Origin of the sequence: Fibrisoma limi BUZ 3, assembly GCF_000296815.2 — a bacterium.
Taxonomy (GTDB): Bacteria; Bacteroidota; Bacteroidia; order Cytophagales; family Spirosomataceae; genus Fibrisoma; species Fibrisoma limi.
The window spans coordinates 507,403-520,682 of record NZ_CAIT01000010.1 but is presented as its reverse complement, the minus strand read 5'-3'; the positions used below and the strand labels follow the sequence as shown (position 1 = coordinate 520,682).

11 protein-coding genes are annotated in these 13,280 nt (G+C 55.1%); all 11 read left to right on the top strand.

Translation table 11 applies throughout. From position 1 onward, the window contains the following. The first annotated feature begins 93 nt into the window (after window positions 1-93). The 11 genes from dgoD (at window position 94) to BN8_RS30095 (ending at window position 13,179) form a co-directional block, all read left to right on the top strand. A complete protein-coding gene (gene dgoD / locus BN8_RS30145) occupies window positions 94-1,338 on the top strand; it encodes a galactonate dehydratase (RefSeq protein WP_051041162.1) in 1,245 nt (414 codons plus the stop codon). 30 nt (window positions 1,339-1,368) lie between these two features. Then, window positions 1,369-2,346, top strand: coding sequence for a hypothetical protein (locus BN8_RS30140; protein WP_009285753.1), 978 nt, complete (start codon window positions 1,369-1,371; stop codon window positions 2,344-2,346). Beyond that, window positions 2,343-4,562 carry an outer membrane protein assembly factor BamB family protein gene (locus BN8_RS30135; RefSeq protein WP_009285752.1) on the top strand — a complete coding sequence of 740 codons (2,220 nt, stop codon included), beginning with the start codon at window positions 2,343-2,345 and terminating at the stop codon, window positions 4,560-4,562. The genes BN8_RS30140 and BN8_RS30135 overlap by 4 nt, the downstream gene beginning before the upstream one ends. 45 nt (window positions 4,563-4,607) lie before the next feature. Next, entirely contained in the window at window positions 4,608-5,630 is a 1,023-nt protein-coding gene (locus tag BN8_RS30130) for a 2-dehydro-3-deoxygalactonokinase (RefSeq protein ID WP_009285751.1), read from the top strand. After that, window positions 5,627-6,277, top strand: a complete 651-nt coding sequence (locus BN8_RS30125; RefSeq protein ID WP_009285750.1) for a bifunctional 4-hydroxy-2-oxoglutarate aldolase/2-dehydro-3-deoxy-phosphogluconate aldolase — start codon at window positions 5,627-5,629, stop codon at window positions 6,275-6,277. The genes BN8_RS30130 and BN8_RS30125 overlap by 4 nt, the downstream gene beginning before the upstream one ends. A 24-nt stretch (window positions 6,278-6,301) precedes the next feature. Further along, the gene (locus BN8_RS30120; RefSeq protein WP_009285749.1) at window positions 6,302-7,624 is read left to right on the top strand and encodes an MFS transporter; all 1,323 of its coding nucleotides are present in this window, start codon (window positions 6,302-6,304) and stop codon (window positions 7,622-7,624) included. Window positions 7,625-7,761: 137 nt separating this feature from the next. Next, a complete protein-coding gene (locus BN8_RS30115) occupies window positions 7,762-8,538 on the top strand; it encodes a type III pantothenate kinase (RefSeq protein WP_009285748.1) in 777 nt (258 codons plus the stop codon). A 299-nt stretch (window positions 8,539-8,837) separates the two neighbouring features. After that, window positions 8,838-9,512, top strand: coding sequence for a hypothetical protein (locus tag BN8_RS32110; RefSeq protein WP_009285747.1), 675 nt, complete (start codon window positions 8,838-8,840; stop codon window positions 9,510-9,512). A 349-nt stretch (window positions 9,513-9,861) separates the two neighbouring features. Then, complete coding sequence (locus BN8_RS30105) at window positions 9,862-10,545, top strand: hypothetical protein (protein ID WP_009285746.1); 684 nt, start codon at window positions 9,862-9,864, stop codon at window positions 10,543-10,545. A 136-nt stretch (window positions 10,546-10,681) separates the two neighbouring features. Then, window positions 10,682-12,433, top strand: a complete 1,752-nt coding sequence (locus BN8_RS30100) for a GMC oxidoreductase (protein ID WP_009285745.1) — start codon at window positions 10,682-10,684, stop codon at window positions 12,431-12,433. Window positions 12,434-12,534: 101 nt separating this feature from the next. Further along, complete coding sequence (locus BN8_RS30095) at window positions 12,535-13,179, top strand: gluconate 2-dehydrogenase subunit 3 family protein (RefSeq protein WP_009285744.1); 645 nt, start codon at window positions 12,535-12,537, stop codon at window positions 13,177-13,179. Window positions 13,180-13,280: the final 101 nt, after the last annotated feature.

The window sequence follows — 13,280 nt, the reverse complement described above, 5'->3', positions numbered from 1 at the left end:
TCGTTTTGCCGCGTAGCGGCCCGACTAATGTCTCTGGTCACGTCGCTACGCGGCAAACCTTATAGTAAACTATTCCTAAACCGTACCCTTTCCATGAAATCGTTTAGTAAGAAATCCGGCGTATCCCGTCGCTCCGCCATCCAGTCTGTGCTGGGGTTGGCCGGTACAGGCCTGCTGCTACCCGAATCATCGTACGCCCAAAAGCCTGAGCCCTTCCGGGACTACGGCAAGGTGAAAATCACCAAACTGGAAACCTTCCTGGTCAAGCCACGCTGGATCTTTCTGAAAATTCATACCGACGTCGGGCTTGTCGGGCTGGGTGAGCCCCTGCTCGAAGGCCGCGCCCAAACGATTCAGACGGCGATCAAAGAGATTGAGCCGTATCTGATTGGTAAAGACCCCCGGCAGGTCGTCCACCACTGGCAGGCCATTTATCGCCATGCGTTTTACCGCGGTGGCCCCATCCTGACGAGTGCCCTGAGCGGCATCGATCACGCGCTATGGGACATCAAAGGCAAACTTCTGAACGTGCCGGTGTATGAACTGTTCGGTGGCCCCACCCGCGACCGGGTTCGGATTTACGGCCGGGCCAGCAACGCCGACGACATGAAGAAACGTAAAGCCGAGGGCTACACGGTTATCAAGACCGGCGTGGCCAAAAAGAACCCGGCCAACATTGTCGAGAACCCCCGCTTTATCCAGTACGCTGCCGACAATTTTGCCTCATTACGCGAAGCAGGCGGCCCGGATATGGACATCGCCATCGATTTCCACGGAGCCATATCGCCCCAGACCGCCAAGGTGCTGATCAAGCAACTGGAGCCGTTTCAGCCGATGTTTGTCGAGGAGCCCTGTCAGGCGCAGAACGTCGATACGATGGTCGACATTGCTCGTGGCACGCACATCCCTATTGCAACGGGCGAGCGGATTTTTACGAAATGGGGCTTCCGCGAGATCCTGGAAAAAGGAGCCGCCAGCATCGTTCAGCCGGACCTGTGCCACGCGGGTGGCCTTACTGAGGGCCGGATCATTGCCGGTATGGCCGAAGCTTACTACGCCCCCATAGCCCCCCACAATCCGATGGGGCCTATTTCGCTGGCTGTGGGGTTGCACCTGGCCGCCAGTGTACCTAATTTTCTGGTACAGGAACAGGTGACGCTGGGCGAAGGCTACCTGAAAAATCCGTTCAAGCTGCAAAAAGATGGTACAGTCATGATTCCGCAGGGGCCGGGCCTGGGTATCGAATTGGACGAAAACCAGATGAAGGATAAGGTTGGTCACGACTGGAAAAACCCCGAAACGTATAACGCCCTCGATGGCTCTGTCGTTGACTGGTAATTTGTCGATTACGTCTTAAACGCGCTTGCTGTGAAACAACTACTCTTTTCTGTGGCCATATCGCTGGGTATAGGCGGTAGTATTCAACCCGCAGCGGACCCTCCGCAGGCACGTATCGCCAATGGTGTGCTTACGGCCTCGCTCTACCTGCCCGATGAGCAGCAGGGCTACTACCGGGGCACCCGCTTCGACTGGTCGGGAGCCTTCAAAAGCCTTGATTACAAAGGCCACAGCTACGTAGATCAGTGGTTCGATACGTACGATCCGACCCTCCATGATGCCATCAACGGCCCGGTGGAAGAATTTACCCCACTGGGCTTTGCGGATGCCAAACCAGGCGATGCGTTCGTGAAGATTGGTGTAGGCGTTCTGCGCCGACCTGATGATAAACCATACGGGTTTTCGAACGTGTACAACGTTATTGATTACGGGAAAAGGACGGTAAAAACCCGCAAAGACCGGGTTGAATTCACCCACGACCTGACCGCTTCGACTGGGTATGGCTACCACTACACCAAAACGGTTCGGCTGAGTAAAGACAAGCCCGAACTGGTGCTGGAACATCGGCTGAAGAACACGGGCCAGAAACCCATCGAAACCAGCGTGTACAACCATAACTTTTTTGTGATTGACAAACAGCCAACGGGTCCGCAGATCGTGATCCGGTTTCCGTTCAAGGTGAGCGCTGAGGGCCGGGGCTTCGGTACGACAATTTTGCCGCAGGGCAACCGCCTGACGTACACCCGCGACCTGGCCAGGAAAGAATACGTGTACAGCGCTGGACTACAGGGATTCGGACCAACGGCTGCCGATTACGATATCCGCATCGAGAACCTGAAGACGGGAGCCGGGGTTCGGGCCACGAGCGATCAGCCGCTTGAAAAACTCGTGTTCTGGGCCTGCGCCACAACCTCCTGCCCGGAGCCGTATATCCGGTTGCAGGCTGCGCCCGGTCAGGAAGCTACCTGGACCATTACGTATGCATTTTACGAGAACCCCACCCCATGAGAGTCCTGACTGTACTTGTGCTATTCTGTAGCTGGCTGCTGTCCGGCACCACCCCTGATTGGGAGAAAACCAGCACCGCCGATACCGACTGGCCGACCTACGGCGGGAATCCGGCCGGTACCCGCTACTCCCCCCTATCGCAGATCAATTTAGAAAACGTATCCCGGCTGCAACCCGCCTGGACGTTCGACACGGGCGAAAACAAAAACCTGTCCGCCGACGATCGGGGAATGGACATTCAGTGCCAACCCATTGTGGTCGACGGCGTCCTGTACGGCACCACACCCAGGCATAAGCTCTTCGCCATTGATGCCGCAACGGGCAAGGAAATATGGCGATTCGACCCCTACGCCGACCCGAACAAGAAACCCCGCTTTCATCCGTTGCGGGGCGTAACGTACTGGGCCGACGGCGACGACCGGCGGATTCTTTACTCGTCGGGACCAACGCTGTACGCGATTAACGCGAAAACCGGTGCGCTGATCGAAAGCTTCGGCACCCACGGCATTGTCGATCTGCACGAAGGGCTGGGCGATGCCCAAACGCTTGGTCATGAAACAGCCAGCCTCTCGATTCGCAATACGACCCCTGGGGTTATCTACCGCGATCTGATCATTGTCGGGTCGAGCGTGTCGGAAGGGGGCGATGCGCCACCGGGCCACATCCGGGCGTTCAACGTCCGGACGGGTAAACTGGCGTGGGTATTCCACACGATTCCGCTGCCGGGCGAGTACGGCTATGAAACCTGGATGACCGATTCGTACCGGAAACTCGGCGGGGCCAACTGCTGGGCGGGCATGGTCGTCGACGAAAAGAGGGGCATCGTCTACGCCGGAACCGGTTCGCCATCGGTTGATTTCTACGGCGGTGCCCGCGCCGGTCAGAATCTCTTTGCAAACTGCGTACTGGCCCTTGATGCCAGCACCGGCAAGCGCATCTGGCATTTCCAGACGGTTCACCACGACCTCTGGGACCGTGATCTGCCCTGCCCGCCGAACCTCATCACAGTGATGTACGAAGGCCGTCGGGTCGAAGCGGTGGCGCAGGCTACCAAGGATGGCTACGTGTTCGTTTTTGACCGGGATACGGGCAAGCCTTTGTTTCCGGTCAATGAAGTGGCCGTACCCAACTACCCGGCCCTACCGGGCGAACAACCGTGGCCAACGCAGCCCGTACCGACCAAGCCCGCACCGTTCTGTATGCAGGAACTTACCGAAGCAACCATCACCGACCGTACACCGGAAGCCCGGGCCTACGTACTGGAGCGTTTCCGAAACAGTCGGCAGGGCAACAAATACCTCCCCCCCAGTGAAGAAGGATCACTCGTTTTCGGAATGGGCGGGGGCGCTGAATGGGGCGGTACGGCCGCCGACCCGAACGGAATTTTCTACGTGAACAGCAACAACATGCTCTGGTGGCTGAAGATGCGCAATACGCAGCAGTCGGAAGGGGTAGCGCTGACACGGGGGGCTAGTCTGTTCAATACCAATTGTGGCGTTTGTCACGCCGTTCCAGGTCAGGACAAGGCCCTTGCCAAAAGCCAGCAGGCGTATCCCGACCTGACCAACGTAGGAAAGCGACTTGATAAAAAGCAGATTCACGCCCTGCTGACCACCGGACGCGGTCGAATGCCCTCGTTTCAGCACATTGCCCAGCAAGACCGCGAAGCGATCGTGGACTTTCTGCTGAACCCGACCGCGAAACCCAACGCAGCCCTTTCGGCTTCATCTGATATTCATTCATCCGTCGTGGCAGCGCCCCGAGCCCAGGGCAATGACTTTCCGTACCAGTCACCGTATCTGAACAACGGCAACACCCAGTTTCGGGATCAGGACAACTACCCGGCCATTAAGCCGCCCTGGGGTACGCTGAACGCCATTGATCTCAACACGGGCGAGTACGTCTGGCAGGTGCCGCTCGGCGAATATCCGGAGCTTGTCAGGAAAGGGCTCAAGCAGACGGGCACCGAAAACCACGGTGGCCCACTCGTGACGGCAGGTGGCCTGGTGTTCATTGCCGCTACGTACGATGAGAAACTGCGTGCGTTCGACAAAAAGACCGGAAACGTAGTGTGGGAATACAGGCTGCCCGCCGGCGGCTTTGCCACCCCCATAACGTATAGCGTGAACGGCAGGCAGTACGTTGCCATTGCCGCCGGTGGCACCCGTTACGGGTTAAAGCCGGGCGGTTCCTACGTTGCCTTTGCTTTGCCTTAACGTACCGCCACCAATTAATGAATCGGGTTTTTACCTATACTATCCATGAGCGGTCTGACGACGAAGTATTTATTGTGCTGTGACTGGGGGACGTCGTTTTTCCGCCTGCAGCTAACGGACTTATACGATCACCAACGTATCGGCGAGTTGATTTCCCGGGAGGGCATTGCCGGTACGTTTGATGCCTGGCGCAAAACCGGTGCATTAGCCGGTGTTACGAAAGATGACTTTTTTCGGCAACAGTTGAAAAAGCAGATCAATGCCCTGGGCCGACAGTTATCGCTAAATCTGACGAATATTCCGGTTGCAGTTTCGGGCATGGCTTCCTCCTCCATCGGTATGGAAGAAGTGCCCTATGCGGTACTGCCATTTGCTATCGACGGCAGCCAGTCCAGCCTCCGGCATTTTGACCCACAACCGGACTTCCCGCATGAACTGATGCTGATCTCGGGTGTCAGGAGCGAACAGGACGTCATGCGGGGTGAAGAAACGCAGCTCATTGGCCTGATTACGTTGCTCAACTTGTCCGGAGATAAAATAAAGGAGGCCATTTTCATTTTTCCCGGTACGCACTCCAAGCACATGTACGTTCAGGATGGCCAGTTGATCGACTTCGATACGTATATGACAGGGGAACTGTTTGATCTGATGGCCCACCACAGTATCCTGAAAGACTCCGTTGATCTGAGCGCGCTCACGGATTTCTCCGCCAGACACGTGCAGGCCTTCAGGCAGGGCATACAGCAATCAACATCGTCGGGTATTCTGAACGGCCTGTTTACGATCCGTACCAATCAGCTTTTCGACACGTTTACCAAAGCCGAAAATGCATTCTACCTGAGTGGCTTATTGATCGGCACGGAACTCCTGCCACTGATGACCGAAAAAAGCTGGCCATTGGTAGTGTGCAGCGGGAGTAAACTGACCGGTTTTTATGAACTGGCCATCCGCGAACTGAACCTGGTCGATCGCGCAACGACCATTCCCGCCGACCTGATCGATCAGGCAGCCAGCATGGGCCAGGTCATGCTGTTTCGCAACCAGGCCATAAAAGAAACGACCCGATGACAACCAACTATTCGAACGAGCTATTTGCCCAGGCTCCTATCGTGGGTATTGTTCGCAACCTACCCCCCGATGTCATAACGCAGCTCCTGCCGGTATACCAGGAAGCCGGCCTGACCACCATTGAGATCACAATGAATACGCCAGGAGCCGTTGACTGCATTCGAGAGGCCCGACAACACTACCCCACCGGCCTGAACATCGGTGCCGGTACGGTTTGTACCCTCGATGATCTGGAGCAGGCACTGGACGCGGGGGCTCAATTTATCGTAACCCCCATCCTCGATGAGCTGGTTATCCGCACCTGCGTTGAACGGGGTGTTCCCATTTTTCCAGGGGCCTTTACGCCCACCGAAATTTACCGGGCCTGGGCACTGGGCGCGTCGATGGTGAAAGTTTTCCCCACAACATCGCTTGGCCCCGCTTACATCAAAGACCTGAAAGGGCCCCTGCCCCACGTCAAACTGCTGCCTACGGGGGGTGTCAGCCTGAACACCCTGCAGCAGTTTTTCGACGCTGGCGCAACAGGCGTCGGGGTCGGTAGTCATCTGTTCGATGCCTCCCTGATCAACAACCGGAACTGGAGTGGCCTAAAACTGCACTTCCAGGAATTTTTGAAGCGCTTACCCAACCAATACCAAACAGCCTGAGCCTACCCTTATTCCTAAACCAGTATGATAACACCCCAGAAAACCGAATCGGCGACCGTCGCCACCAGCAAAAATTACCGATGGCTTATCGTCGTGCTGCTGTTCGCGGCAACGTCCATTAACTACCTCGACCGGCAGATCATTGGCTTGCTTAAACCGCTGCTCGAAGTGGAATTCAACTGGACGGAAACCCAGTACGCCCGGATTGTGATTGCCTTCACGGCGGCTTATGCGGTCGGTTTGCTGGCGTTTGGCTGGTTCATCGACCGGGTTGGCACTAAAGTCGGCTACACCGTTACGATCGTCTGGTGGAGCATAGCCGGTATGCTCCACGCCCTGGCCCGGAGCGCCTTTGGGTTCGGGGTCGCCCGCGTAGGTCTCGGTCTGGGAGAAGCCGGCAACTACCCCGCAGCCGTAAAAGCCGTGGCCGAGTGGTTTCCGCAAAAGGAACGGGGCCTGGCAACGGGGCTGTTCAACGCCGGAACGAGCCTGGGCGTAGTGGCAGCCCTGCTGATCGTGCCCTGGATTTTAAGTAACTACGGCTGGCAGGAGGTGTTCTGGATCACGGGTGCACTAGGGTTCGTCTGGCTGATCTTCTGGCTGATTTTCTACGACGTACCGGCCCGCCAGAAACGCCTGTCGGCCGAAGAATACGACTACATCCGCAGCGGGCAGGAAACCGAAACCAATCAACAAACGCCCATTCGCTGGGTCAGGCTCTTTGAACAGCCACAGACCTGGGCGCTCATTACGGGTAAAGGCCTGATCGACCCCATTTACTGGTTCTTTCTGTTCTGGCTGCCCTCCTATTTTTCCTCTACGTTTCAACTGGACCTTAAAAAGCCGAGTTTGGAGTTGATGATTATCTACGCAGCCACCACCATCGGCAGCATTGGGGGCGGGTATCTGTCCTCCCGGCTCATCAAACGCGGCTGGGGTACGCTGCGAGCCCGTAAGACGGTGCTGTTTGCGTTTGCCATACTGGAGTTATCGATCATTCTGGCGCAGTTCGCTACGGATGTGTGGGTAGCCGTTGGCCTGATCAGCCTGGCTGTGGCAGTCCATCAGGCATGGGCTACCAACGTCTTCACCCTGGCGTCCGATCTGTTCCCCAAACAGGCGGTCAGTTCAGCCGCCGGAATCGCCGGGATGGCCGGAGCGGTGGGTGGCATTCTGTTCCCGATGCTCGTAGGCAGTCTGCTCGACACGTACAAAGCCGCCGGCAATCTGGCGGGTGGCTACAACATTCTCTTCACTCTCTGCGGTTGTACGTACCTGGTGGCCTGGACGATTATTCACCTGCTAACCCGAAAACCGAAGCTGGTACAGATCGAGCAATTGATCTGATCCTGGGCTGGAGGTCAATCGAGGTGGAGATGGCCCAAAAGGCGACCACTTTTTGCCGGGTTTGGGGTTATGGAGCGGGGCATTTTCTGAAATATGCGGTTTTTACGCTTATTTCGCCCTGTTAACCGACCCCACTCGTGCAGATTATCGTTGATATTGGCAATTCCGACGCCGTATTTGGCTTGTACTCACAGGCTACCTGGCAACACATCTGGCGTACACCCTCCCGTACCGATGAGCCGGCCGGCTCCTATGAAAGCCGCCTGCGGTTATGGCTGCTGGAAGCGGGGATTTCCCTGAGCGCTATCCAGACAACCGTGCTAAGCAGTGTCGTCCCGAATCTGACGCCCACGATGCGTAGCATGCTCACGACACTGTTCGGTTTTGAGCCGGTAGTGATGGGTCCCGGGGTTTATCCTATACTGCCTCTGGAGATTCTCCGACCGCACGAAATCGGCACGGATCTGGTAGCCAATGCCCTGGCAGCGTATACCCGCTATCAGCGCAACTGCGTGGTTGTCGACTTTGGGACCGCCCTGACATTTACGACGGTGTCAGGCGCGGGTAAGATCCTGGGGGTAGCCATAGCCCCCGGCCTTAAAACGGCCATCCGGTCCTTGTTTGCCAACACAGCCCAGCTTCCCGAAGTACCGATTGAGGTACCGGCTTCGGCCCTTGGCACCAGCACTACCCATGCTATTCAGGCAGGTGTTGTACTTGGGTATGAAGGGCTGGTTCGTTCACTCCTCGACCGCATCCGGACCGAACTCAACGGCGACTGCATTGCCATCGCTACCGGCGGCCTGTCGGGCAGCATCCCATCCCTTCACGCAGCCTTTACGGCGGTTATTCCATCGCTTACCCTCGACGGCATACGGATTGTTGGTGAGATCATCGGCCACGACACTCGTTAAGTGTTGATTGTACGGTACCTTCCCCAAGGTGAGGAGTGAATACCTCACTTCGTTCGTATCTACTTAATTCTCAAAAAATTAGCCTGCTACTAAACAATTTCACCCAACGAGCACACTCCGTTTTAAGCCAATTTTCCGGACAATTCCTCTAAAAAAAGTACCATAATCCATACCGTTTCAGCCACATAACCAGACTCGGCAAAATACGCTCATTCCCCGTCAGTCTGGCACGGCTTTTTCGTAACGCTTTTGCAGACGGCTTTGTATTTCAACAGTAGCCGTTAGTAAAAGACAGCGTTATGAAAGTGTATGTACTACTAACCGTTTTGTGGTTGAGCGCCGTGGGAGTCGGTACCAGCCACGCCAGAGGAGAAGCAACCTGGAATGAGGGACAACTGCTGCTGCTCAATGGAACACAGCTTGAGGGGGAGTTAAATTACAACTGGAAGGCAGAAATCGTACAGATCCGGCAGGGAAACACCATCAAAGCCTATTCAGCGAGCCAGGTCGATCACTTCGTATTTTTTGACTCGAATCAGAACATACTGCGCCGGTTTGTGGCCGTTGACTACCCGGTCAGACAAACGCTCATCAGGAAGTTGTTTCTGGAGGAATTTGTACCTGGCACCCTGACGGTATACCGCCGACTGCGGCACACTAAGGAGCCAATCAGAGTGGTTAGCCCAATTGCATACGGCGACGACGAAGAGCTGGTGAAGGACTTGGATAGCTTCACGTATTTCGTTTACGACGAAAACGGCATGATCACTAACCTGGATAATTTTACCCGCGACATCTGGCCCCGATTGAAAGAAGAATATGGGGATGAACTGAAGCACTTTCTGGACGGCCAGGGACTCGACACCAGCAGTACGTTATCGCAGCTCCTGCTGATCAACCAATACAATGCGCTGAAAAAACAGGAGGAGACACCCGGCAACATTCTTCCGCAGCGCACAGCCGCTGGAGAATAAATTCTGTTAAATCTAAACGTCCTTGATGAAAGCCAGGCCCTAACCGATCTGGCTTTTGTATTTTATTTATATACCGCTAGCTTCCAGCTAAACGAACATACCCGTAAAATAAATTAGCAACATAGAAAAAGTTATATATTATACTGTCATTACACATAATTATTTTTTCTCACCAGCCATAATCTTATTTATCCTTTCAGGCGTACCATTCTAAGATATATGAGGATTTCAATAGGAAAAACAAGCTGTTATTTAGTGAGTTAATTTGTCAAAAGTTCATCGCTCCTAACCCATCCGGATATGACATAATCAGCACAAATCACACTAATCCAGCTAAAATTATATTCTTATGAAAACGCTCCGCAATGCCTCCTTCATAGTACTTTTTATAGTTACGCAGCTAGCTACAAGTTTAGCCGGAGATTTTCCTGTTAACTGGCACAAAGGCCGGTTAGTCCTCGCTACGGGCGAACTCATGACCGACGAACTTGCCTATAACTGGAGTGCGGAAATGGTTCAGATTCGCCGGCCGGATGGCCGCATCCGGACCCTGTCGGCCGGTCAGGTTCGCTCATTTAGCTGGTTTGATGCCGACCAGAACAAAGTGCGCGAATTTGTATCGCTGTCGTTTTCGTCCCGCAAAAAGCGAAAGCACCCCGCTTTTTTCGAGATCGTTATGAGCGGACCGCTGGTTGTCGTTCGGCGGCTCCAGCAGCATAAAGGTTTGTTCAAATCTCCGATTGGTCATCCGGCGCGTTACTTCGACGATACGTCGATAAACCAGGATTCCACCAATTTCACCTACTTTGTTTACGACGAAGGTCAATTCCGGAACGTAGACCGGTTCCAGGTCGATATTTACCTACCCTATCTTAAAGCCTACGAAAAACCACTACGCCACTACGCTCAGACCCACAACATCAATGATCGAACTACCCTGGGTCGACTGGTTCTCATTAGCAAATACAATGCATTGGTCAGGGAGGATCAGAAAACAGCTTCGGTCCGCACGACCTACGATACCGTAGAATAATCGACCGTTTCTGACAAATCCGTCCGGGTATTTTGGGAGGACAGTAGGTACGACGCAGATGCTGCTTTTATGGCAGATAATTCCTTCATGCTGACGCGTCTTTCTGCTGGCTGACAGTCTTCCCAACCTGGGCGATATGGACCAATTTCACATTACAAAAGCACCGACGGTTTACGACGCCGTAATCGTCGGTTCGGGAGCCGGGGGCGGCATGGCCGCCTACATCCTAACCAAAGCCGGCGCCAAAGTATTAATGCTCGAAGCCGGGGGCTATTACGACCCTGCCGATCCTAAGTACATAACCCAGCTAAAGTGGCCGTATGAGTCGCCCCGGCGCGGAGCAAGCACTCCGTTCCGCTCAGGCGGTGATTTCGATGCTGCCTGGGGTGGCTGGGACATCGAAGGCGAACCGTACTCATCCAAACCGGGCACCGAATTCCACTGGTTCCGGTCGCGGATGCTGGGCGGACGGACTAACCACTGGGGGCGGATTTCGCTCCGGTTCGGTCCCGACGATTTTCGCCGTAAATCCCTGACGGGCGTGGGCGATGACTGGCCGATCGGTTACGAAGATCTTAAGCCGTTCTACGACAAAACCGACCGGCTGATCGGTGTCTTCGGTACCAACCTGCCTGATTTCCCCAACGAGCCGGACGGCTACTTCCTGCCTCCACCAAAACCCCGTCTGCACGAACTGATGCTTCAGAAAGCGGGCAAGAGTATTGGGGTACCGGTCGTTCCGTCGCGGTTGTCCATTCTGACCCAGCCCATCAACAAAGAGCGGGGTCAGTGTTTTTACTGCCACCAGTGTAACAGGGGCTGCCAGGCTTATGCCGACTTTTCGTCATCGTCGGTGCTGGTGATTCCGGCGGTTAAGACCGGCAACCTGACGCTCCAGAATCACGCCATGGTCCGCGAGGTACTGACCGATCAGCGTACGGGCCTTGCCACCGGCGTCTCCTACGTAGATACCACGACATTACAAGAGGTTACGGTAAGAGCCAAAACGGTAATTCTCGGGGCCAGCACCTGCGAATCAGCCCGGTTACTGCTCAACTCCAAATCCGCTCGTTTCCCCAACGGTCTGGCGAACTCCAGCGGTGTCATCGGTAAGTACCTGAACGATTCAACGGGAGCCGGCCGGTCGGCGTTTATTCCCGCGCTGATGGATCGTAAGCGGTATAACGAGGATGGCGTTGGGGGCATGCACGTATTCACGCCCTGGTGGCTCGACAACAAGAAACTGGACTTCCCGCGCGGTTACCACATTGAGTACGGTGGCGGTATGGGAATGCCCGGATACGGCTTCGGCGGGGGCGTCGAAAACCTGAATGGCCGGATTCCCGGTCGTGATGGCAAGACAAAGCCCGGCGGTGGCTACGGTGCCAGTCTGAAAGATGATATGCGTCGGTTCTATGGTGCCTATATCGGCATGTCGGGGCGGGGCGAACCCGTACCGCTGGAAAGCAATTACTGCGAAATTGACCCGAATGGCGTAGATAAGTACGGCATACCGACCCTGCGATTCCACTACAAATGGTCGGACCACGAGATCAGGCAGGCCAAACACATGCAGGACACGTTTGAGGAGATCATCCACGCGATGGGTGGTATTCCGCTTGGGAATAAACCGGGGCCGGAACAGAATTACGGTCTGGCAGCCCCCGGCCGGATCATCCACGAAGTCGGTACGGTTCGGATGGGTAACGACCCCAGCAAGTCGGCACTGAACAAGTTTCAGCAGGCTCACGATGTCAAGAACCTGTTTGTGGTGGATGCTGCGCCGTTTGTTTCCCAAGGCGACAAGAACGTTACGTGGACGATCCTGGCCTCATCCATGCGCACATCAGAGTACCTCATCGAACAGGTTAAACAGAAGAATATTTAACCTTGTGTCCTGTACGTAATCTCTGCGCGCTTTGCGTTTAAACATTCTAAAACGCAGCGTACGCAGGATTACGCACAGGACACTAAGAAACTTGAAGACCAATGAAACGCAGAGATACCCTCAAAGCCATATCATTAAGTTCGCTGGGGCTGGCCGTTGGGCCGGTAGAAGCCGCTGTTCCAGAACCAACCGCTCCCAAACCACCCATCAAGATTCCGGGGGGGCGGCTCAAGAAAGAAGCGGAACGTGACGCCAAACTGAACGCCGAGAAATTTTTTACGCCCCACGAACTCCAGACCGTTACGGTACTGTCGGACATCATCATCCCGGCCGACGCCCGCTCGGGTAGTGCGTCGCAGGCAGGCGTACCGGCTTTTATCGAGTTCATGATGAAAGACCAGCCGCGTAGCCAGACGCCTATGCGCGGAGGGCTGCGCTGGATCGACAACGTCTGTACGAAGCGCTATGGGAAGCCGTTCGTGCAATGTACCAAAGCCCAGCAGATAGAACTGGTTGATCAGATAGCCTACCCCAGCAAAGTCGCTCCCGACATGACACAGGGCGCATCCTTCTTTTCGCAGTTGCGCAACCTGGTCATGACTGGTTTCTACACCAGCAAGATGGGGATTGAAGACCTGGGCTACATGGGCAACGTACCGAACCAATGGAACGGCGTACCGGACGACGTATTGAAGCAGTATGGCCTGAGCTACGAAGATTCGAAGCAGGAAGCAGCCAAGAAATAAGTGCGTTTTACCGGGCGATGTGAGCTACCTCCATCGCCCGTTTTGCGTTTTATCCCTCTACCTCTCCCTAAAAGCCGACGACCACTCAAAAGAAATTTACG